Here is a 20979-nt window from a genome sequence, read left to right on the forward strand (position 1 = left end):
CGCGTTGCGCAGCCGTCCACCATCGTACTTTGATCCAACTTCTACCGGTCCGCCCCCTTGGACTCCCTGACGATGACACGGACCGCACGCTCTTGTCGATGAATCCAGTCACACCGCCCTGATCAGGACATACGGCGCGCACTGGACCGCTGCAAGGTGAAGCGGAGACTCCACTTCCGCCGTAGCGGGCCGTTCCGCCGTCTCGTCGGGGGCCCGTCGGAGAGACGCATGTCTCGTTTGAGCGCCGTCGAGCGGCCGTGGCCGGGGCGTCGCCGGGACCCGCCGCGGCGGGTTGTCCACACCCCGGGCACGGCGCACCGGATGTGGTGCAAGGTGAGCTGGATGAACGACAGCGAACGCCCGCAGGAGGCCGACGTGTCCGGTGTGTCCGGCAAGACGTGTCAGTGGTGCCAGGGCACCGGCTATGTGTCCCAGGCCCTGGCCTACGCCCCCGGCGTCGACCCGTTCCGGGGCCCCTACGAGACCGTCCAGCGGGCCGGCGAGTGCCGGCACTGCCGGGGATCGGGCACCTACGACTCCCACTGCGACCCCACCTTGGAGCGCTGGCGCACGGAGGAGAGCCGGGAGTCCTGACGCCGCGCGCGCAGCGGCCGCCGGGCCCCGGGACACCCCGCCGAGGCCCGGAGCCGAGCCCCGGGCGCGTGCGGCTGTTCGCAGCGGGGTGTGGCTGATACTGGAGGGGTTATGGAAACCGTCATCCTTGCCGTAGTCATCGCCGTGGTCGTGCTCGGCGCGATCAGCGGGCTCGTCGTCAGCGGCCGCAAGAAGAAGCAGCTGCCGCCCCCGACGGCCGCCCCCAAGCCCTCCGTCACCGCGCCCCCCGCCGAACCGCACGTCGGCGAGGAGGCCGAAACCCCCCGCGACGAAGAACGTCGCACCATCGAAGAAGTCGAACTGCCGACGGCCGAGGCCCCCGCGGCCGAGGCCGAGGCGCCGGTCGCCGAGCCGGAGGCGCCCGCGGCGCCCGAGATCGAGGTCCCCGAGCCCACCGCCGGTCGCCTGGTGCGGCTGCGCGCCCGGCTCGCCCGCTCCCAGAACACCCTCGGCAAGGGCCTGCTGACCCTGCTGTCGCGGGAACACCTCGACGAGGACACCTGGGAGGAGATCGAAGACACCCTGCTGACCGCGGACGTCGGCGTCACCCCCACCCAGGAACTCGTCGAGCGGCTCCGCGAGCGGGTCAAGGTGCTGGGCACCCGCACCCCCGAGGACCTGCGCCAGTTGCTGCGCGAGGAACTGCTCGCCCTCATCGGCACCGACGCCGACCGGACGGTGCACACCGACGGCGCCGTCGGCAACGGCGGCACCGAGATCCCCGGCGTCGTGATGGTCGTCGGCGTCAACGGCACCGGCAAGACCACCACCACCGGCAAGCTCGCCCGCGTGCTGGTCGCCGACGGCAAGTCCGTCGTCCTGGGTGCGGCGGACACCTTCCGCGCCGCCGCCGCCGAGCAGCTCCAGACCTGGGGCGAGCGGGTCGGTGCCCGCACGGTCCGCGGCCCGGAGGGCGGCGACCCCGCCTCCATCGCCTTCGACGCGGTCAAGGAGGGCATCGCCGAGTCCGCCGACGTGGTCCTGATCGACACCGCCGGCCGGCTGCACACCAAGACCGGTCTGATGGACGAGCTCGGCAAGGTCAAGCGGGTCGTCGAGAAGCACGGACCGGTCGGCGAGGTGCTGCTCGTCCTGGACGCCACCACCGGTCAGAACGGCCTCGTGCAGGCCCGGGTCTTCGCCGAGGTCGTGGACATCACGGGCGTGGTGCTCACCAAGCTCGACGGCACGGCCAAGGGCGGCATCATCATCGCCGTCCAGCGCGAACTGGGCGTTCCGGTCAAGCTGGTCGGCCTGGGCGAGGGGCCGGACGACCTGGCACCGTTCGAGCCCGAGGCGTTCGTGGACGCGCTGATCGACTGATCCCGCGGCCCGGCACGACGGCGGCGGCCCCCGGTACCTGTGGATGACGGGTACGGGGGCCGCCGCCGTTTCCGTAGGTGGGGTGGGGTGAGGTGGCGCGGAGCCCGGCCCCGGCCGCACCGCCTGCGGCGTCCGAAGGCGTATGGAGGCCTGTGGAAGCCTGTGGAGGCGTGCGGATCAAGCCAAGACGCAGGTCCGGGTGCGTCAACCCGCTGACGAAACGATCTGCCTCCGGCTCAGCACGGCGGTGGGCCGGGCACCGCCGCGTCGGTGGCTCCCCGGCCGCCCGCCGACCGGTGGCACACGTACGCCAGGGTCCCCAGCAGTAACCGGGCCTGCGGCGGTCGACTGGCGGTCTCCAGGGTCGGCGGGCGCAGCCAGCGCATCGGCCCGTGGCCGCCGAAGTCGGACGGCGGGGCGGCGACGTGGTCACCGCGCCCCAGTGGACGCAGGTCCAGGTCCGCGTCGTCCCACCCCATGCGGTAGCGGAGGTCGGGCAGCGCGGCGGCCGCGCCCGGGGCGACGAAGAACAGGGCCCGCCCGGTCGGCGTGGCCGCCACCGGCCCCAGCGGCAGCGCCATCCGCTCCAACCGCACCAGCGCGCCCCGCCCGGCGTCCTCCGGCACGTCGAGGACGTCGAAGGAGCGGCCCACCGGGAGCAGCACCGCCGCGCCCGGCGTCTCGCCCCAAGCGGCCAGCGCCTTCTCCAGCGTCGCGCCCGCCGGCACCTCCCGGGCGAAGGAGAGCGGGTGCGCGCCGGGGGACGGGCAGTCGGCGTCCCCGCACGAACACTCCGTCCGGCCACCGGCCCGGACCGCGCGGGCCCCCGGGACGACGTCCCACCCCCACAGTCCCGTGTACTCGGCCACTGCGGTGCCCTCGGCCGAGCGGACGCGACGGCGCGTTCCGGAACGGAGGTCCCGGATGCCGCCGATCGTGAAACCCATGCCCCCTCCAACGGGTGGTGCGTACGAGTGGTGACGAGTCGGGGAGTTGACGAGGAGACGGTTCTTCACTCTGGTGTTCACGCTCCGTCGACGGGCCGTGGAACCGGTGGTGTGCCGTCGTACGCCGGGTGGTGCGACGCGGTGTGCGCGCCGCGGCGTGCTCCGCTCCGCCCGTTCCCGTACGACCTGTGTCAAGTCAATCGCGAGAGCGGGCCGGGGAGTTCACGCAAAGGGGTGGCGAATGGTGGCGTTTCCGCAATCGACCTCCCGACGGGCGTGATCGTAGGATTACTTTCAGTGCACGAACCCCGGAGGGGCATTCTTCGTACGGGTATGCCGGTGGCAAGGCCAGGGGGCGGCGACCCAAGGTGTGGCCGGAATCCGCGGTCGGGTAGATGTACCGCGGAACGGGCGCTGCAACAGGCGGCATCCTGTGGGGGGTTCGCGGACGAGAGCTATCGGAATGGGGGCATCCCTGTGGGCGGCACTGGTGGCACCGCCGGCTCCAACAGCACGGACGGCACGGACGGCGCGGACGCCGTCAAGCGTCCCAACGCGCAGTTGGGTTCGTGGTTCATGCGCAGCGGCTGGTCCAAGGGCGAGCTGGCGCGGCAGGTCAACCGCCGGGCGCGTCAGATGGGCGCCCACCACATCAGCACCGACACCTCCCGGGTGCGCCGCTGGCTGGACGGCGAGCAGCCGCGGGAGCCCATCCCACGGATCCTCTCCGAGCTCTTCTCCGAACGCTTCGGCTGCGTGGTCGGCATCGAGGAGCTGGGGCTGCGCTCGGCCCACCAGTCGCCGTCCGTCTCCGGCGTCGACCTCCCCTGGGCCGGCCCCCAAACCGTCCACCTCATCGGCGAGTTCACCCGCAGCGACCTGATGCTGGCCCGTCGGGGTTTCCTGGGCACCTCCCTGGCCCTCGCCGCCGGCCCCACCCTGATCGAGCCGATGCAGCGCTGGTTGGTGCCGGTGCCCGTGGGCCCGACCGAGGCCGCGGCGCAGCCCGAGCGGGCCCGCCGTCCGGCCCGCCTCTCCGACCCGGAGCTGGACCTGCTGGAGGCGACCACCGCGATGTTCCGGCAGTGGGACGCCCAGTGCGGCGGCGGCCTGCGGCGCAAGGCGGTGGTCGGTCAGCTCCACGAGGTCACCGACCTCCTCCAGGAGCCCCAGCCGCCGGCGGTCGCCAAGCGCCTCTTCAAGGTCGCCGCCGAACTCGCCGAACTCGCCGGCTGGATGAGCTACGACATCGGCCTCCAGCCGACCGCCCAGAAGTACTTCGTGCTGGCCCTGCACGCCTCCAAGGAGGCCGGCGACCGCCCCCTGGGCTCGTACATCCTCTCCAGCATGAGTCGGCAGATGATCCACCTCGGCCGGCCCGACGACGCGCTGGAGCTGATCCACCTCGCCCAGTACGGCAGCCGGGAGACCGCCACCGCGCGCACCCAGGCGATGTTGTATGCGATGGAGGCGCGCGCCTACGCGGGCATGGGCCAGCCCAGCAAGGTCAAGCGGGCGGTGCGGATGGCCGAGGACACCTTCTCCGACGCCACCCCCGGCGAGCCGGAGCCGGACTGGATCCGCTTCTTCTCCGAGGCCGAACTCAACGCCGAGAACGCCCACTCCTACCGCGACCTCGCCTACGTGGCCGGTCGCAGTCCCACCTACGCCTCGCTTGCAGAACCCGTCATGCAGCGCGCCGTCGAACTCTTCGGCAAGGACCCCGAGCACCAGCGCTCGTACGCCTTCAACCTCATCGGGATGGCCACCGTCCACCTGCTCCAGAAGGAGCCCGAGGCGTGCGCCGTGATGGCGCAGCAGGCGATACCGTTCGCCCGGCAGGTCCGGTCCGAACGGGTCAACACCCGGTTGCGCAAAACGGTGGACACCGCGGTGCGCGAGTTCGGCAGCGTCCCCGAGGTGATCCAGCTCGGCGACGAACTCTCCCGGCAGCTTCCGGAGACCGCCGTCGCAGGCTGACCGGGCCCGACCGCCGGACCTCGCAATTCACCGGCGCGTAACACTCCGGACGGCTTCGTCACCCCGGTGAAACACCGGCAAGGTTTGGCCGAAACGGCGCTGCGACACCCTCATCGCGAAGCCGGCCCACCCACACCCGCACGGGCCGCATCGACGACGAGGAGACGCCGATGCCCCCAGGCATCCTTACGCTCGCAGACGGCCTCGCGGAAAAAGCCACGCTCAGCCCCGCCAACACCGGGTTCATGCTCATCTGCTCCGCCATGGTGATGCTCATGACCCCGGGCCTGGCCTTCTTCTACGGGGGCATGGTCCGGGTCAAGAGCGTCCTGAACATGCTGATGATGAGCTTCATCAGCCTGGGCATCGTCACGGTCCTGTGGGTGCTCTACGGCTTCGGGCTCACCTTCGGCACCGACGCCGGCGGCGTCATCGGCTGGAACGGCGACTTCGCCGGCCTCGGCCACATCGGCCTGACCCAGCTGTGGGGCACCACCACCATCCCCATCTACGTCTTCGCCGTCTTCCAGCTGATGTTCGCGGTGATCACCCCCGCGCTGATCAGCGGCGCCCTCGCCGACCGGGTGAAGTTCACCGCCTGGGCGCTGTTCGTCGCGCTGTGGGTGACCGTGGTCTACTTCCCGGTCGCGCACTGGGTGTGGGCCGACGGCGGCTGGCTCTTCAAGCTCGGCGTGATCGACTTCGCCGGTGGCACCGCCGTCCACATCAACGCCGGCGCCGCGGCGCTCGGCGTGCTCCTCGTCGTCGGCAAGCGCATCGGCTTCAAGAAGGACCCGATGCGGCCGCACAGCCTGCCGCTGGTGATGCTCGGCGCCGGTCTGCTGTGGTTCGGCTGGTTCGGCTTCAACGCCGGCTCCTGGCTCAACAACGACGACGGCGTCGGCGCGGTGGCCTTCGTCAACACCCAGGTCGCCACCGCCGCCGCGATGCTCGGCTGGCTGGCCTACGAGAAGCTGCGGCACGGTTCGTTCACCACCCTGGGCGCCGCGTCCGGAGCCGTCGCCGGCCTGGTCGCCATCACCCCCGCCTGCGGCGCGGTCAGCCCGCTCGGTGCCCTCGCGGTCGGTGCGATCGCCGGCGTGCTCTGCGCCATGGCCGTCGGCCTCAAGTACCGGTTCGGCTACGACGACTCGCTCGACGTGATCGGCGTCCACCTCGTCGGCGGCATCGTCGGCTCCCTGCTGATCGGCCTCTTCGCCACCGGCGGCGTGCAGAGTCACGCCAAGGGGCTCTTCTACGGGGGCGGCTTCGGCCAACTCGGCAAACAGGCCATCGGAGTGGTCTGCGTCCTGCTGTACTCGCTCGTCGTCTCCTACGTCCTTGCCAAGGCCATCGACGTGGTGATGGGCTTCCGGATCGGCGAGGACGAGGAGATCACCGGCGTCGACCAGGCCGCGCACGCCGAGACGGCGTACGACTTCGCCGGCGCGGGCGGCGGCACCGCGGCCCGCAGGACCACGGCACTGGGCGAATCCCCGACCAAGAAGGTGGACGCGTGAAGCTCATCACGGCAGTAATCAAGCCGCACCGGCTCGACGAGGTGAAGGAGGCCCTGCAGGCGTTCGGCGTGCACGGCCTGACCGTCACCGAGGCCAGCGGCTACGGGCGGCAGCACGGGCACACCGAGGTGTACCGGGGCGCCGAGTACACCGTGGACCTGGTGCCCAAGATCCGGATCGAGGTGCTGGTCGAGGACGCGGACGCCGAGGAACTCGTGGAGGTCGTCGTCCAGGCCGCCCGCACCGGCAAGATCGGCGACGGGAAGGTGTGGAGCGTCCCCGTCGAGGAGGCGGTGCGGGTGCGGACCGGGGAGCGCGGACCCGACGCGCTGTGAGCCGCGGGCCGCGGGCGGCGGGGGCGGACCGGAGCGCGGTGGGGGACAACACGACCGAGGAGAGCCCGAGTTGACCGAGAGCGCCGAGCACACCGCAGCACCCGTCACCGCCGCCCCCGCGGGCGGCGGCTACCCCGCCGCCCGCCTGCGGCTCCTCCAGGACGTCGGCCCCACCGGCCCCACCGGCCCCGACCGCCGCGCCGCCCTCGCCGGGCTCACCGACGCGTGGCTCGCCGCCCTGCTGGCGGGGGCGACCGCGCCGGCCGCCCCCGGCACCGCACTCGTGGCGGTCGGCGGCTACGGCCGCGGCGAACTCTCCCCCCGCAGCGACCTCGACCTCCTGCTGCTGCACGACGGCCGCGCGAGCGCCGCCGACCTGGCGGCCCTCGCCGACCGCCTCTGGTACCCGGTCTGGGACCTCGGCCTGGACCTCGACCACTCCGTCCGCACCCCCGCCGAGGCCCGCCGGGCCGCCCGCGACGACCTCAAGGTGCAGCTGGGCCTGCTCGACGCCCGCCACCTCGGCGGGGACCCCGACCTGACCGCCGCGGTCCGCACCGCCGCCTACGCCGACTGGCGGGAGAGCGCCCCCAAGCGGCTGCCCGAACTCCGCGAACTGTGCCGGGACCGCGCCGCCCGCCAGGGCGAACTCCAGTACCTCCTGGAACCCGACCTCAAGGAGGCGCACGGCGGCCTGCGGGACGCCACCGCCCTGCGCGCCATCGCCGCCTCCTGGCTCGCCGACGCCCCCCGCGACGGCTTGGAGACCGCGCGCACCCGGCTCCTGGACACCCGGGACGCCCTCCACCTCACCACCGGGCGCGCCACCGACCGGCTCTCCCTCCAGGAGCAGGACCAGGTCGCCGGCGCCCTCGGCCTGCTCGACGCGGACGCCCTGCTCCGCCGGACCTACGAATCGGCCCGCACCATCGCCTACGCCGCCGACGTCACCTGGCGCGAGGTCGGCCGGGTGCTGCGCGCGCGGTCCGTCAAACCCGTGCTGCGCGGGCTGCTGGCCGGTCGCACCGCCGGCCGCGGCGAACGCTCGCCGCTCGCCGACGGCGTCGTCGAACTCGACGGCGAGGCGGTGCTGGCGCGCACCGCCCGCCCCGAACGGGACCCCGTCCTGCTGCTGCGCGCCGCGGCCGCCGCAGCCCAGGGCGGAGTGCCGCTGGCCACCCACGCGATCCGCCGCTGCGCCGCCGCCGCGCCCCTGCCGGTGCCGTGGCCGGCCGAGGCCCGCGAGCAACTGGTCACCCTCCTGGGCGCGGGCGCGCCCACCGTGCCCGTGTGGGAGGCGCTGGAGGCCGAGGGCGTCATCGCCCGGTGGCTGCCGGACTGGGAACGCGTCCGCTGCCGCCCCCAGCGCAACCCCGTGCACACCTGGACCGTGGACCGCCACCTGGTCGAGACCGCGGTCCGCGCCGCCGCGCTGACCCGCCGCGTCCACCGGCCCGACCTGCTGCTGGTCGCCGCCCTGCTGCACGACATCGGCAAGGGCTGGCCGGGTGACCACGCGGTGGCCGGCGAGACCATCGCCCGCGACGTCGCCGCCCGGCTCGGCTTCGGGCCCGGCGACACCGCGGTGATCGCCGCCCTCGTCCGCCACCACCTCCTGCTCGTCGAGACCGCCACCCGGCGCGACCTGGACGACCCGGACACCGTCGGCGCGGTCGCCGACGCCGTCGGCAGCCCCGGCACCCTGGAACTCCTGCACGCCCTGACCGAGGCCGACGCGCTCGCCACCGGGCCCGCCGCCTGGAGCACCTGGCGCGCCGGACTCGTCGCCACCCTCGTCCAACGCGTCGCCGACCGGCTCGCCGGGGAGCCCGCACCGGACCCCCGCGACACCGACCTGCCCACCGCCGAGCAGGAACGCCTGGCCTGCGAGGCCGCCCGCACCGGCGGCCCGGTGCTGACCCTGCGCCCCCGCCCCGAGGACGGCCCGCCCGGCCCCGTGGACGGCACCGCCGCCCCCACCGGTAACGGCGTCCCCACCGGTGACGACGCCCGCGAACCGGTCGGCGTGGAACTCCTCATCGCCCTCCCGGACCGCCCCGGCGTGCTGCCCGCCGCGGCCGGCGTCCTGGCCCTGCACCGCCTCACCGTCCGCGCCGCCGACCTGCGCACCCTGGACCCCCTCGACCGGGGCCCGGTGCTGCTGCTGAGCTGGCGGGTCGCCGCCGAGTACGGGTCGCTGCCCGAGGCCGGTCGGCTCCGCGCCGACCTGGTCCGCGCCCTGGACGGTTCCCTGGACGTCCCCGGCCGGCTCGCCGAACGCGAACGCGCCTACGCCCGTCGCTCCCGCACCGCCCCGACCCCGCCGCCCCGCGTCACCGTCGCCGCCGGCAGCTCCCGTACCGCCACCGTCATCGAGGTCCGCGCCCAGGACGCGCACGGCCTGCTGCACCGGATCGGACGGGCCCTGGACGCGGCGGGGGTCCGCGTGCGCAGCGCCCACATCAGCACGCTGGGCGCCAACGCCGTGGACGCCTTCTACGTCACCGGCCCGGACGGGGCTCCGCTGCCCGAGGCGGTGGCCCGGGAGGTGGCCGCGGCGGTGGAGTCCGCGCTCCAGTAGACCGGGCGCACCACCCGGCCGGCGCCCCGCTGCACCGGGTGGGAGCGGGCGAGGGCGGGTTCGCTTGCGTGGCCGGATACCCTAGAACCCGACTGACCTACGCCCCCGACCCCGAGGATCGACGACCGCCGTGTTCGATACGCTTTCCGACCGCTTGGCGAGTACTTTCAAAAACCTCCGGGGCAAGGGCCGCCTGAGCGAGGCGGACATCGACGCCACCGCGCGGGAGATCCGGATCGCCCTGCTGGAAGCCGACGTCGCCCTGCCGGTCGTCCGTGCCTTCATCAAGCAGGTCAAGGAGCGCGGCCTGGGCGCCGAGGTCAGCCAGGCGCTGAACCCGGCCCAGCAGATCATCAAGATCGTCAACGAGGAGCTCGTCGGCATCCTCGGCGGCGAGACCCGGCGCCTGCGCTTCGCCAAGCAGCCCCCGACCGTGATCATGCTCGCCGGCCTCCAGGGCGCCGGCAAGACCACCCTCGCCGGCAAGCTCGGCCGCTGGCTCAAGAGCCAGGGCCACACCCCGCTGCTGGTCGCCTGCGACCTCCAGCGCCCCAACGCCGTCAACCAGCTCCAGGTCGTCTCCGAGCGCGCCGGCGTCGGATTCTACGGTCCCCAGCCGGGCAACGGCGTCGGCGACCCGATCCAGGTCGCCAAGGACTCGATCGAGTACGCCCGCACCAAGCAGTTCGACGTCGTGGTCGTCGACACCGCCGGCCGCCTCGGCATCGACGCCGAGATGATGCAGCAGGCCGCCGACATCCGGGACGCGGTCAGCCCGGACGAGGTCCTCTTCGTCGTCGACGCGATGATCGGTCAGGACGCGGTCAACACCGCCGAGGCGTTCCGCGACGGCGTCGGCTTCGACGGCGTGGTCCTCTCCAAGCTGGACGGCGACGCCCGCGGTGGTGCCGCGCTCTCCATCGCGCACGTCACCGGCAAGCAGGTCATGTTCGCCTCCAACGGCGAGAAGCTGGACGAGTTCGACGCGTTCCACCCGGACCGCATGGCGTCCCGCATCCTCGGCATGGGCGACATGCTCTCGCTGATCGAGAAGGCCGAGCAGACCTTCAGCCAGCAAGAGGCCGAGAAGATGGCGGCCAAGCTGGCGAAGGGCCCCAAGGAGTTCACCCTCGACGACTTCCTGGCCCAGATGGAGCAGGTCCGGAAGATGGGCTCGATCTCCAAGCTGCTCGGCATGCTGCCCGGCATGGCGCAGATGAAGGACCAGATCAACAACCTCGACGAGCGCGAGGTCGACCGCACCGCCGCCATCATCAAGTCGATGACCCCGGCCGAGCGCCAGGACCCGACGATCATCAACGGCTCGCGCCGGGCCCGCATCGCCCGGGGTTCCGGCGTCGACGTCAGCACCGTCAAGGGCCTCGTCGAGCGGTTCTTCGACGCCCGCAAGATGATGTCGCGGATGGCCCAGGGCGGCGGACTCCCGGGCATGCCCGGGATGCCCGGCATGGGCGGCGGCGCCTCCCGCAAGAAGAAGCAGATCAAGCAGGCCAAGGGCAAGCGCAAGAGCGGCAACCCGATGAAGCGCAAGGCCGACGAGGAGGCCGAGGCGGCGCGCCGCGAGGCGGCCGCGGCCGGCAACCCGCTGGGTCTGCCGCAGGGCGGCGACCAGGACCCGCAGAACTTCGAACTCCCCGACGAGTTCAAGAAGTTCATGAACTGACGCGACGCCGTACGCACTACGGGCGAGCCCCCGACCCTCCCGGAGGGTCGGGGGCTCGCCCGTAGTGCGTACGGCCCCGGCTAGGGGGTGCGCGCGATCAGGTACCGGAAGACGTTCGCCATCCAGACCGTGCCGTCCGCCTGCTGGTACGGATGGAGCGCCTCGGCCAGTTCCTTCTCCACCTGCCGCGGGCCGGCCACCTCCAGCGCCGCGTCGAACAGCCCCGTCGACAGCATCCCGCGCACCGCGCTCGCCAGGTCCGCGTACCCGAACGGGCAGGCCACCCGCCCCGATCCGTCGGGCCGCAGTCCGGCCCGGGCCGCCAACTCCTCCAGGTCGTCCCGCCCGGCCGGCCGCCATCGGGCACCGAAGCCCGCCGCCGGGGCGGTCAGCCGCTCCGCCACCCGCAGCACCCCGGTCGCGGCACACCGCTCGACCGGGCCCCAGCCTCCCAGCACCACCGCGCTGCCGCGCTCGGCCAGCGCCGCCGCCGAGGTCAGTGCCCCGGTGAGCTCCTCGGCGTCACCGCCGCAGCCCACCGGGTGGAACGCAGTGATCACGGTGAACGCGGTGTCCTTGGGGGCGGCGTCGGCCAGCCCGCCGCTGACCAGGCGGGTGACCTCCGGCATGCCGTCCGGCGTGAGCCGTTCGCGGGCCAGCTCCAGCCGGCACTCGTCCGCGTCCACGCCGCTGACCTGCGCCCCGCGCGCCGCCGCGAGCAGCAGCGCCAGCCCCGACCCGCAGCCCAGCCCCAGCAGCCGGGTGCCGGGACCGATGCCGAGCCGGTCGTACGCGGCCTCGTAGAGGGGCACCAGCATCCGCTCCTGGATCTCCGCCCAGTCGCGGGCGCGGACCCCGGCCGGCGCGGTCGGCGCGGCCGGGCCGTCGGCGCGCCCGGTCCCGGTGTTCGGTAGCTGGTGCCGCACGAGCGTGGGTGACATCGAAAGCGCCCCTATTCGCCGAGAACCCGAAGCTGATCCGTACCGTCCGCCCCCGTGTTTCCGAGCGTTGTGCGCCCCCGCGATCCAGACAACTGCGCTTCCGCCCGGCCGTCCAGAGGGTGCGCCGGGATTGGCTCCCGCGCGCCCCTGCGTGCGCCGGCCCCCGTGCCCCCGGAGCGCCGTTCCAGGGTGCCTTGGGGAGTGCGGTCGCGCCACGGCAGGCGCCCGGCCCCGGCGCGCCGGCCGCACGCATCCCCCCTGCGAACGCCCCGTCCCCCTGCCCTACCGTGGGGGACGGGGCCGATGTCCGCAGCATTTCCTACCGTCGGTAACATCGGCGCGCGCCCGTCCCCCGACGTGCGGACGGCTTACGCCATGTGGCGTACGCGGGGGTACGTGCCCTACGTACCGGCTTGCCGCTCTCAGGTGTCTTCTCCTCAGATCGGCGCACCGCGTACGAGCCACGCCCCTCGCCCAGAAACTGACTGGTACGTGCAAAATATTTGGGATGCCCCGGAATCGGAACACTGGGCGACTCCGACTCGTTGTCACGACGTGAGCACGACACCGCCTGTTCTCGCCGCCGAGCTGGCGCTCGCGTGGGCCGACATTCAACGGCACCACCCCGAGCTGCCGGACCTGGCCGCGCCCGAATCCCTGATCGGAGAGTCCTCGTCCGCCTGCGGCGCCGAACTCTCCTTCGAACGGCTGCTCCACGAGGCAGTCCACGGCATCGCCGCCGCCCGCGGCATCCGCGACACCTCCCGGGCAGGCCGCTACCACAACCGCCGGTTCCTGGCGATCGCCGAGGAGCTGGGCCTGGACCACTCCGACGAGCCGCATCCCAGCAGCGGCTTCTCGCTGGTCACGCTCAACCCCGAGGCGAGACGGCGCTACCGCCCCACCATCGAGCGGCTGACCAGAGCCCTCAAGGCGCACAGCGCCGCCACCGCCACCGACACCACCCGCAGCTTCCGCGGCCCGGCCGCCCGGCACGGCTCCTCCGGGGGCGGCGTGCGCGTCAAGGCCGTCTGCGACTGCGGGCGCAACGTCCGGGTCGTCCCGTCCGTACTGGCCCAGGCACCCATCGTCTGCGGTGGATGCGGCAAGCCCTTCCGGATCCCCGAGGTGGCCGCGGTCGGCTGACCTTCGAGCGTGTGGCACAATTGCCTGCTGTACTCGACAGTCGCACAGGACCCCTCTCTCCTCCGGCTGACGCGTCCATCGGGGCCCCGAGTACCGCAACCCCACGTGGCATCTCGTTGTGCCCCACCACGTCAAGACCAGGAGACACCACTCCAGTGGCAGTCAAGATCAAGCTGAAGCGTCTGGGCAAGATCCGTTCGCCTCACTACCGCATCGTCGTCGCCGACTCCCGCACCCGCCGGGACGGCCGCGCGATCGAGGAGATCGGCCTGTACCACCCGGTGCAGAACCCGTCCCGCATCGAGGTCGACGCCGAGCGCGTCGCCTACTGGCTGGGCGTCGGCGCGCAGCCGACCGAGCCCGTGATGGCCATCCTCAAGGTCACCGGCGACTGGCAGAAGTTCAAGGGTCTGCCGGCCCCGGCGCCGATGAAGGTCGCCGAGCCGAAGGCCGACAAGCGCGCCCTCTTCGAGGCTGCCGCCAAGGCTTCCGGTGACGAGCCGAAGGGTGAGGCGATCACCCCGAAGGCGAAGAAGGCCGACAAGAAGGCGGACGAGGCCGCGGCTGAGTCCACCTCCGAGTCCACCGAGGCCTGAGCGTGCTTGAGGAGGCCCTTGAGCACCTCGTCAAGGGCATCGTCGACAACCCCGACGACGTGCAGGTGGCTTCGCGCACCCTGCGTCGCGGGCGCGTGCTGGAGGTCCGGGTCCACCCCGACGACCTCGGCAAGGTGATCGGCCGCAACGGCCGGACCGCCCGCGCACTGCGGACCGTCGTCGGTGCCATCGGCGGCCGGGGCATCCGCGTCGACCTCGTCGACGTGGACCAAGTTCGCTGATCAAGTTGAACACCGGCTCGGGCCGGGGAGGGCCTCACGGTCGTCCCCGGCCCGTGCTCGTATGCCACCGTGGAACCACGGCCCCGTCCGTTCCACACCCCATGGGACCCACCGCCGTCACCCTGGAGGAACCCCGGCGTTCCTCCACCCCCGTCCGCGCGAGCGGCGGCGGTTTAGCCGCAAAGAGGAGCACAGTGCAGCTGGTAGTCGCCCGGATCGGCCGCGCCCACGGCATCAAGGGCGAGGTCACCGTAGAGGTGCGCACCGACGAGCCGGAACTCCGGCTCGCCCCGGGCGCCGTCCTCGCCACCGAACCGTCCGCCGTCGGGCCGCTGACCATCGCCACCGGCCGGGTCCACAGCGGCCGGCTGCTGCTGCGCTTCGAGGGCGTCGCGGACCGCACCGCCGCCGAGGCGCTCCGCAACACCCTGCTGATCGCCGAGATCGACCCCGAGGAACTCCCCGAGGACCCCGAGGAGTTCTACGACCACCAGCTGATCGACCTCGACGTCGTCACCCGCGACGGCACCGTCGTCGGCCGGATCGCCGAGGTCTCCCACCTGCCCTACCAGGACCTGCTGGTCGTCACCCGCCCCGAGGGCGGCGAGGTCATGATCCCGTTCGTCAGCGAGATCGTGCCCGAGATCGACCTGGAGGAGCAGCGCGCGGTCATCGACCCGCCGCCCGGCCTCCTCGACGACGCCCAGGCGGAGATCGCCTCCAGCCGCGAGGACAGCTGATGCGGCTCGACGTCGTCACGATCTTCCCCGAGTACCTGGAACCGCTGAACGTCTCGCTGGTCGGCAAGGCCCGTGCCCGCGGACAGCTCGACGTCCGCATCCACGACCTGCGGGAGTGGACGCGCGACAAGCACCACACCGTCGACGACACCCCCTACGGCGGCGGCCCCGGCATGGTGATGAAGCCCGAGCCGTGGGGCGCGGCGCTCGACGACGTCCTGGCGTCCGGGGAGGGCGAACCCGTCCTCGTCGTGCCCACCCCCAGCGGCGTGCCCTTCACCCAGGAACTCGCCGTCGAGCTCTCCGGCAAGCCCTGGCTGGTCTTCACGCCGGCCCGCTACGAGGGCATCGACCGCCGCGTCATCGAGGAGTACGGCGACCGCCTGGACGTCCGCGAGGTCTCCATCGGCGACTACGTGCTCGCCGGCGGCGAGGCCCCGGTCCTGGTCATGGTCGAGGCGGTGGCCCGGCTGCTGCCCGGCGTCCTCGGCAACGCCGCCTCCCACCAGGACGACTCCTTCGCCCCCGGGGCGATGGCCGACCTCCTGGAGGGCCCCGTCTACACCAAGCCCCCCGAGTGGCGCGACCGCACCATCCCGGAGGTGCTGCTCAGCGGCCACCACGGCAAGATCGCCCGCTGGCGCCGGGACGAGGCGTTCCGGCGCACCGACCGCAACCGCCCCGATCTGATCGAGCGCGCCGACCCCGCCGCCTTCAACAAGAAGGACCGGGAAATCCTCTCCATACTGGGCTGGGCCCCGCGCGAGGACGGCCGATTTGGGCGGACGAGTCAGTCCGTGGAAGAATGAGCCGCTGCTGACTCCGCCCGGCGCGCGCCCCTGCCACAGGGGGAACGACGTCCGCCCGGCGATCTGACAGCGAACCAACTTTTCCGATGATTCCGCTGATGACCTGTGGCATCAGCGAAGAAAGCAGTGGGTCATGAACCTCCTCGACTCTGTCGACTCCGCGGCGCTGCGCAGCGACGTCCCCGCCTTCCGCCCGGGTGACACCGTCAACGTCCACGTCCGCGTCATCGAGGGCAACCGCTCTCGTGTGCAGCAGTTCAAGGGCGTCGTCATCCGCCGTCAGGGCGCCGGCGTGCGCGAGACCTTCACGGTCCGCAAGGTCAGCTTCTCGGTCGGCGTCGAGCGCACCTTCCCCGTGCACACCCCGATCGTCGAGAAGATCGAGGTCGTCACCCGCGGTGACGTCCGTCGCGCCAAGCTCTACTACCTCCGCGAGCTGCGCGGCAAGGCCGCCAAGATCAAGGAGAAGCGCGAGCGCTGAGCCGCGCCGCACCGGGCCGCGGGAGACCGCCCCGGTGCACCGCGAGGCCACGCTCGCGGCCGGCGTCCGGGCCAGGCCGGATAGGCTCTGGACCCCATGGACACCGACGCACAACTCACGGAGCGCGACCCCGCTTCCGACCCCGTCGAGGGTTCGGGACGGCGGTCGCGCTTCGCGCGTTTCCGGGCCGTGGCGGCGCAGCTGCGGTACCGGCCGGTCACCCTCTTCGCGCTGTGCCTGGCCTTCCTGTTCCTGCTCAGCAACTTCGTGGTGCAGCCGTTCCTGATCCCCAGTACCTCCATGGAGAACACCCTGCAGGTCGGCGACCGGGTCCTGGTGAACAAGCTGGCCTACCGCTTCGGTGCCACCCCGCAGCGCGGCGACGTCATCGTCTTCGACGGCACGGGATCTTTCGTTCACAGGGAGTCGGGGGAGAATCCCGTGACGGGACTGCTGCGCAAGGCCGGTGCGGCACTGGGCCTGGCCCGGTCCGACGACACCGACTACGTCAAGCGCGTCATCGGCGTCGGCGGGGACCACGTGACCTGCTGCGACAAACGGGGGCGGATCAAGGTGAACGGAGTGCCGGTGACCGAGGGCTACCTCCATCCCGGGGACGCGCCCTCCGCCGTCCCCTTCGACATCGTGGTGCCGAAGGGCCGGCTCTGGGTCATGGGCGATCACCGCGCCCGGTCCAGCGACTCCCGCGACCACCTGGGCGAGGCCGGCGGCGGCACCGTCCCGGTCGACCGGGTCATCGGCCGCGCCGACCTGATCAGTTGGCCGTTCGACCGCTGGAGCACCCTCACCACCCCCGGCGACCTGGCCCGCATACCGGTGCCGGCAGGCCCCCATGGGTAGCCGCGGGCGGCCCCGCCACGGGCACGAATCCCTCCCCGACGACGGGACGCAGGACGGCGACCTCCTCGATGGGGCACCGGCGGTCGGGGCGGACGACGGCGAGCCGGACGCCCGGGCGGCGACCGGTGGGCGGGCCGAGCGGCGCCGCCAGGCCCAGCGCATCAAGCGCCGCAGACGCCGCTCCTACCTCAAGGAGATCCCGATCCTGATCGGGGTGGCGCTGGCCATCGCGCTGGTCCTGAAGACCTTCCTGGTCCAGGCGTTCGTGATCCCGTCCGGCTCCATGGAACAGACCATCAAGATCGGCGACCGGGTGCTGGTCGACAAGCTCACCCCGTGGTTCGGCGCCGAACCGCACCGCGGCGACGTCGTCGTCTTCAAGGACCCCGGCGGTTGGCTCAAGGGCGAGCAGAACCAGTCCACCGGGGGCTCCGGCCCGATCAACGACGTCCTGACCTTCATCGGGCTGCTGCCGTCCGCCAACGAGCAGGACCTGATCAAGCGCGTGGTCGCGGTCGGCGGGGACAGCGTGCACTGCTGCGACACCAAGGGCCGGATCACGGTCAACGGCACCCCGCTCACCGAGCCGTACGTGCACCCCGGAAACCCGCCCTCCGAGCTGAAGTTCACGGTCAACGTCCCCACCGGACGGATCTTCGTCATGGGCGACCACCGCTCCAATTCGGCGGACTCGCGCTACCACCTCGACGAGCCGTACCGCGGCACGGTGTCGGAGGACAACGTCGTGGGTCGGGCCGTGGTCATCGCCTGGCCGTTCAGCCACTGGCAGTTCCTGAAGGAGCCCGACACCTTCGCCGACGTGCACGACGCGCCGGGTGCGAAGGCGTCGGCGGCTGGCGCAGCGCATAGGGTGTCATCCGAGAGTTTGGCGGTACTCCCGACCCCTGCGGAACTCCCGCTCGTTATGGGAGTGGTGGGCCTGCACCGGTTGACGGGCGGGCGAGAGCGCGGAGTGAGGAGCAGATGTGGGGGACTTGGCGGTCGGCGCGCGGTCCGGAACCGAAGAGCCCGAAGAGCCCGCAGGGCGCGGTGAGTCCGCGCAGCAGGCGACGAGTTCCGTGCATCAGCCACAGGCGCAGTCAGGCGGGTCCGCACCGGCCGGACCGCACACCGATCCATCGAAGCAGTCGGACCAGGCGGCCGACGAGGAGGCGACCGGCAGCGTGACCAAAGGCAAGAAGCCGCGTGCCTTCTGGAAGGAGCTGCCGATCCTCATCGGCATCGCCCTGCTCCTCGCCCTGCTGATCAAGACGTTCCTGGTACAGGCGTTCTCCATCCCGTCCGACTCCATGCAGGACACCCTCCAGCGCGGCGACCGGGTGCTGGTCGACAAGCTCACCCCGTGGTTCGGCGCCAAGCCGCAGCGCGGCGAGGTCGTCGTCTTCCACGACCCGGGCGGCTGGCTCAACGAGACGCCCACGCCGCAGCCCAACCCGATCCAGAAGGTCCTCAGCTTCATCGGCCTGATGCCCTCGGCCGAGGAGAAGGACCTGATCAAGCGGGTCATCGCGGTCGGCGGCGACACCGTCGAATGCCAGGGTGTCGGCCCGGTCAAGGTCAACGGCAAGGTCCTCAAGGAAGATTCCTACGTCTTCCCCGGCGCCACCCCCTGCGGTGACCGCCCGTTCGGCCCGATCCACGTCCCCAAGGGCCGGATCTGGGTGATGGGTGACCACCGCGACGACTCCCTCGACTCCCGGTACCACCAGAACCTCCCCGGCAACGGGACGGTCTCCGAGAACGAGGTCGTCGGTCGCGCCTTCACCATCGCCTGGCCCATCAACCGCTGGTCGACCCTCCCCGTACCGGACACCTTCGACCAGCCCGGGATCAACAAGGCCATGGGTGCCGCTCCGGCCGCACTGGGTCTGGCCGGCGCGGTTCCGCTGGTGATCTGGCGGCGCCGGAAGCTGACCGCAGGGCGTAACCCCAGGTAAGGTGCCGTCCCGGATCTTCGACGCGGGCCCACCCCGCGGGGCGGGAGCGCTGGGATGAGCAGCAGTACGGAACGTACGACGGACGGCCGCGGCCGGACCACGGGCAGTGTGCTGTCCGGTCTGGCCGTGGCCGTCGGCTGTGTGCTGTTCCTGGGGGCATTCGTCTGGGGGGCGCTGCTCTACCGCCCCTACACGGTGCCGACCGACTCCATGTCGCCGACCATCGCCCCGGGCGCCCGCGTGTTGGCCGAAAAGGTCGGTGGCTCCGCGATACGCCGCGGCGACGTCGTCGTCTTCAAGGACAGCACCTGGGGCGACCTGCCGATGGTCAAGCGGGTGGTCGGCGTCGGCGGCGACAAGGTCGCCTGCTGCACGAAGAAGGGCCTGCTGACGGTCAACGGAACCCCCGTACAGGAGCCCTACCTCCAGGGCGACGGCCCCGCCTCGCCCATCGGCTTCAAGGCCGTCGTGCCCACTGGCCAGCTCTTCCTCCTCGGCGACCACCGCAACGACTCCCTCGACTCCAGGGTCCATCTCACCGACGGCGACCACGGGGCCGTCCCGCGCAGCGCCGTGGAAGCCCGGGTCGACGCCCGCGCCTGGCCGCTCGACAGCCTCGGCGTGCTCCAGCGCCCCGAAAGCTTCGCCGCGCTTCCCGGCGGCACCTCGCAGCCGGGGCCGGTCCAGCCTCTCGTCCTCGCGGTCGTCGCCGGCGCCGTGCTGATCCTCGGGGGTGCGGCGTACGGGCCGATCGCGCGGCGGAAGGGGCGTGGACGTGGATGAGCGGGCGCGGGAGAGGGCAGCGCGGCAGGGGGGTCAGGGAGGGGTCGGGGCAGTTCCTGAGATGGATGGCGGGGTGACTGATGAGAGCGCCGTGGGGGGTGCTGGAGGGGCAGATTCAGGCCACCGGGCGGAGGGTGCGGAAGGCGGAGCCGCTGGCGCCCTTGCGGCGGACGGGGGTGCTTTCGGGGGCGGCGCTGCCGGTGCTGCGGACGGCGGTGCTGCCCGGAGCGGCACTGCCCGGAGTGGCGCTGCCGGTGCGGTTGAGGAAGCCGTCGAGGTGCGTCAGGTGTCCCGGGTCCTGCTGCTCGATCCGGAGGACCGGATCCTGCTGCTGCACGGCTTCGAACCGGACCGTCCGGCCGAAACCTGGTGGTTCACCCCCGGCGGCGGTCTGGAGGGCACCGAGACCCGCGAGGAGGCGGCCCTCCGTGAGCTCGCCGAGGAGACCGGCATCCGCGGGGTCACCCTCGGGCCGCTCCTGTGGAAGCGCCGCTGCGGCTTTCCCTTCGACGGGCGACGCTGGGAGCAGGACGAGTGGTACTTCCTGGCCCGGACCGATCGGACCGCCACCGACACCGCCGGCCACACGGACCTGGAACGGCGCAGCGTGTCGGGGTTGAAGTGGTGGACCTCGGAGGAACTGTCGGCGTCGCATGAGACGGTGTACCCGACCAGACTCGCCGAGCTGCTGCGCACACTGCTCGACGAAGGGCCCCCGAGTGCGCCGGTGCTCCTGGAGACCGAGAGGGTCTGACGCACAATAGGGGGACGCACGGCTGAAGGGGATCTGCCATGAGCGCCGAGGACCTCGAAAAGTACGAGACCGAGATGGAGCTGAAGCTCTACCGGGAGTACCGAGACGTCGTCGGGCTGTTCAAATACGTGATCGAGACCGAGCGGCGCTTCTACCTCACCAACGACTACGAGATGCAGGTGCACTCGGTCCAGGGTGAGGTTTTCTTCGAGGTCTCGATGGCTGACGCCTGGGTGTGGGACATGTACCGGCCGGCCCGCTTCGTCAAGCAGGTGAGGGTGCTCACGTTCAAGGACGTGAACATCGAAGAGCTGAACAAGAGCGATCTCGATCTTCCGGGGAGCTGACGGGCTCCTGCGGGGCGGGGCGGGGCGGGGCGGGTTCGGAGTCCGGGTCGGGGCCGCGGCTGGAGCTGGGCTGGGCGGGCTGTACTGGGCTTTCGGCGTCGCTGTGTGGTGCGCACGCGGGGTTGCCAGTTCGACCAGGCCGCCGCTGTGAGTCGCCCTGGCGGGTGACCGAGTTATCCACAGCCAGGCGGTTATCCACCAAGATCCAATAGATCTGCGCGGAGGCGTCACTGTCGGTGCCGGAGGTGGTACCGAATGAACGCCACAGAGAGCGGCCGTCGCGCCGTGGACACCGGACGCAGCGGGAAGCGGACACCGGGGGACGCCTGCGCCGCG

Annotated in this window: 22 protein-coding genes; 19 read left to right on the forward strand and 3 right to left on the reverse strand. The window is 72.2% G+C overall.

Translation table 11 applies throughout. The features are described 5' to 3' along the window. The first annotated feature begins 342 nt into the window (after positions 1-342). Both ABD385_RS07325 and ftsY read left to right on the forward strand, forming a co-directional pair. Complete coding sequence (locus ABD385_RS07325; RefSeq protein ID WP_344574181.1) at positions 343-594, forward strand: hypothetical protein; 252 nt, start codon at positions 343-345, stop codon at positions 592-594. A gap of 111 nt (positions 595-705) precedes the next feature. Continuing rightward, the gene (gene ftsY / locus ABD385_RS07330; protein WP_344574182.1) at positions 706-1938 is read left to right on the forward strand and encodes a signal recognition particle-docking protein FtsY; all 1233 of its coding nucleotides are present in this window, start codon (positions 706-708) and stop codon (positions 1936-1938) included. 236 nt (positions 1939-2174) lie between these two features. On the opposite strand, the gene ABD385_RS07335 is transcribed toward ftsY, so the two are convergent. Next, a complete protein-coding gene (locus tag ABD385_RS07335; RefSeq protein WP_344574183.1) occupies positions 2175-2885 on the reverse strand; it encodes a bifunctional DNA primase/polymerase in 711 nt (236 codons plus the stop codon). A gap of 477 nt (positions 2886-3362) precedes the next feature. Between ABD385_RS07335 and nsdA the strand changes: the two genes are divergently transcribed. From nsdA to ffh, 5 genes are all read left to right on the forward strand, one after another. Continuing rightward, positions 3363-4865 carry a transcriptional repressor NsdA gene (nsdA, locus tag ABD385_RS07340; RefSeq protein WP_425585362.1) on the forward strand — a complete coding sequence of 501 codons (1503 nt, stop codon included), beginning with the start codon at positions 3363-3365 and terminating at the stop codon, positions 4863-4865. A 170-nt stretch (positions 4866-5035) separates the two neighbouring features. Beyond that, positions 5036-6385 carry an ammonium transporter gene (locus ABD385_RS07345; protein ID WP_344574184.1) on the forward strand — a complete coding sequence of 450 codons (1350 nt, stop codon included), beginning with the start codon at positions 5036-5038 and terminating at the stop codon, positions 6383-6385. Further along, positions 6382-6720, forward strand: coding sequence for a P-II family nitrogen regulator (locus ABD385_RS07350; protein ID WP_016571362.1), 339 nt, complete (start codon positions 6382-6384; stop codon positions 6718-6720). Before ABD385_RS07345 ends, ABD385_RS07350 begins: the two co-directional genes overlap by 4 nt. Before the next feature lie 70 nt (positions 6721-6790). Further along, positions 6791-9301, forward strand: coding sequence for a [protein-PII] uridylyltransferase (locus tag ABD385_RS07355; RefSeq protein ID WP_344574185.1), 2511 nt, complete (start codon positions 6791-6793; stop codon positions 9299-9301). 130 nt (positions 9302-9431) lie between these two features. Further along, positions 9432-10985 (forward strand): signal recognition particle protein, encoded by a 1554-nt coding sequence (ffh, locus tag ABD385_RS07360; RefSeq protein WP_344574186.1) that lies wholly within the window; start codon positions 9432-9434, stop codon positions 10983-10985. An 80-nt stretch (positions 10986-11065) separates the two neighbouring features. On the opposite strand, the gene ABD385_RS07365 is transcribed toward ffh, so the two are convergent. Next, positions 11066-11926: a methyltransferase domain-containing protein gene (locus tag ABD385_RS07365; protein WP_344574187.1), complete on the reverse strand. Its 861-nt coding sequence runs from the start codon at positions 11924-11926 to the stop codon at positions 11066-11068. Positions 11927-12481: 555 nt separating this feature from the next. On the opposite strand from ABD385_RS07365, the gene ABD385_RS07370 reads away from it, so the two are divergent. The 10 genes from ABD385_RS07370 to lepB (ABD385_RS07415) all read left to right on the forward strand — a co-directional run bounded on the left by ABD385_RS07370 (position 12482) and on the right by lepB (ABD385_RS07415) (position 19542). Next, a complete protein-coding gene (locus ABD385_RS07370; RefSeq protein ID WP_016571358.1) occupies positions 12482-13072 on the forward strand; it encodes a hypothetical protein in 591 nt (196 codons plus the stop codon). A gap of 155 nt (positions 13073-13227) precedes the next feature. Beyond that, the gene (gene rpsP, locus ABD385_RS07375; RefSeq protein WP_016571357.1) at positions 13228-13668 is read left to right on the forward strand and encodes a 30S ribosomal protein S16; all 441 of its coding nucleotides are present in this window, start codon (positions 13228-13230) and stop codon (positions 13666-13668) included. 2 nt (positions 13669-13670) lie between these two features. After that, positions 13671-13910 carry an RNA-binding protein gene (locus ABD385_RS07380; protein WP_003980229.1) on the forward strand — a complete coding sequence of 80 codons (240 nt, stop codon included), beginning with the start codon at positions 13671-13673 and terminating at the stop codon, positions 13908-13910. Positions 13911-14104: 194 nt separating this feature from the next. Further along, the gene (rimM, locus tag ABD385_RS07385; protein WP_344574189.1) at positions 14105-14650 is read left to right on the forward strand and encodes a ribosome maturation factor RimM; all 546 of its coding nucleotides are present in this window, start codon (positions 14105-14107) and stop codon (positions 14648-14650) included. Further along, positions 14650-15459 (forward strand): tRNA (guanosine(37)-N1)-methyltransferase TrmD, encoded by an 810-nt coding sequence (gene trmD, locus ABD385_RS07390; protein WP_344574190.1) that lies wholly within the window; start codon positions 14650-14652, stop codon positions 15457-15459. Before rimM ends, trmD begins: the two co-directional genes overlap by 1 nt. A gap of 133 nt (positions 15460-15592) precedes the next feature. Then, positions 15593-15940, forward strand: coding sequence for a 50S ribosomal protein L19 (rplS, locus tag ABD385_RS07395; protein ID WP_016571354.1), 348 nt, complete (start codon positions 15593-15595; stop codon positions 15938-15940). A 96-nt stretch (positions 15941-16036) separates the two neighbouring features. Then, the gene (gene lepB / locus ABD385_RS07400; protein ID WP_344574191.1) at positions 16037-16801 is read left to right on the forward strand and encodes a signal peptidase I; all 765 of its coding nucleotides are present in this window, start codon (positions 16037-16039) and stop codon (positions 16799-16801) included. Beyond that, the gene (gene lepB / locus ABD385_RS07405; protein ID WP_344574194.1) at positions 16794-17855 is read left to right on the forward strand and encodes a signal peptidase I; all 1062 of its coding nucleotides are present in this window, start codon (positions 16794-16796) and stop codon (positions 17853-17855) included. The genes lepB (ABD385_RS07400) and lepB (ABD385_RS07405) overlap by 8 nt, the downstream gene beginning before the upstream one ends. Beyond that, complete coding sequence (lepB, locus tag ABD385_RS07410; protein ID WP_344574300.1) at positions 17797-18759, forward strand: signal peptidase I; 963 nt, start codon at positions 17797-17799, stop codon at positions 18757-18759. The genes lepB (ABD385_RS07405) and lepB (ABD385_RS07410) overlap by 59 nt, the downstream gene beginning before the upstream one ends. A gap of 54 nt (positions 18760-18813) precedes the next feature. Continuing rightward, the gene (gene lepB / locus ABD385_RS07415; RefSeq protein WP_344574195.1) at positions 18814-19542 is read left to right on the forward strand and encodes a signal peptidase I; all 729 of its coding nucleotides are present in this window, start codon (positions 18814-18816) and stop codon (positions 19540-19542) included. A gap of 115 nt (positions 19543-19657) precedes the next feature. Here the strand turns inward: lepB (ABD385_RS07415) and ABD385_RS07420 are convergent, their stop codons facing one another. Beyond that, positions 19658-19879, reverse strand: a complete 222-nt coding sequence (locus tag ABD385_RS07420; RefSeq protein ID WP_344574307.1) for a hypothetical protein — start codon at positions 19877-19879, stop codon at positions 19658-19660. On the opposite strand from ABD385_RS07420, the gene ABD385_RS07425 reads away from it, so the two are divergent. Beyond that, on the forward strand, positions 19820-20296 hold the full coding sequence (locus ABD385_RS07425) for an NUDIX hydrolase (RefSeq protein ID WP_344574196.1): 477 nt from the start codon (positions 19820-19822) through the stop codon (positions 20294-20296). The two genes, ABD385_RS07420 and ABD385_RS07425, sit on opposite strands and share 60 nt — an antisense overlap. Positions 20297-20334: 38 nt before the next feature. Further along, positions 20335-20643 carry a DUF2469 domain-containing protein gene (locus ABD385_RS07430; protein WP_003980220.1) on the forward strand — a complete coding sequence of 103 codons (309 nt, stop codon included), beginning with the start codon at positions 20335-20337 and terminating at the stop codon, positions 20641-20643. Positions 20644-20979 lie beyond the last annotated feature (336 nt).

It is taken from the genome of Streptomyces lunalinharesii, from assembly GCF_039532155.1.
In the GTDB taxonomy this organism is placed as follows: Bacteria; Actinomycetota; Actinomycetes; order Streptomycetales; family Streptomycetaceae; genus Streptomyces; species Streptomyces lunalinharesii.

Coding starts and splice junctions, on each gene's coding strand:
- ABD385_RS07325 (WP_344574181.1), top strand. CDS start 343: ATGAACGACAGCGAACGCCCGCAGGAGGCCGACGTGTCCGGTGTGTCC.
- ftsY (WP_344574182.1), top strand. CDS start 706: ATGGAAACCGTCATCCTTGCCGTAGTCATCGCCGTGGTCGTGCTCGGC.
- ABD385_RS07335 (WP_344574183.1), bottom strand. CDS start 2,885: ATGGGTTTCACGATCGGCGGCATCCGGGACCTCCGTTCCGGAACGCGC.
- ABD385_RS07345 (WP_344574184.1), top strand. CDS start 5,036: ATGCCCCCAGGCATCCTTACGCTCGCAGACGGCCTCGCGGAAAAAGCC.
- ABD385_RS07365 (WP_344574187.1), bottom strand. CDS start 11,926: ATGTCACCCACGCTCGTGCGGCACCAGCTACCGAACACCGGGACCGGG.
- trmD (WP_344574190.1), top strand. CDS start 14,650: ATGCGGCTCGACGTCGTCACGATCTTCCCCGAGTACCTGGAACCGCTG.
- rplS (WP_016571354.1), top strand. CDS start 15,593: ATGAACCTCCTCGACTCTGTCGACTCCGCGGCGCTGCGCAGCGACGTC.
- lepB (WP_344574191.1), top strand. CDS start 16,037: ATGGACACCGACGCACAACTCACGGAGCGCGACCCCGCTTCCGACCCC.
- lepB (WP_344574194.1), top strand. CDS start 16,794: ATGGGTAGCCGCGGGCGGCCCCGCCACGGGCACGAATCCCTCCCCGAC.
- lepB (WP_344574195.1), top strand. CDS start 18,814: ATGAGCAGCAGTACGGAACGTACGACGGACGGCCGCGGCCGGACCACG.
- ABD385_RS07430 (WP_003980220.1), top strand. CDS start 20,335: ATGAGCGCCGAGGACCTCGAAAAGTACGAGACCGAGATGGAGCTGAAG.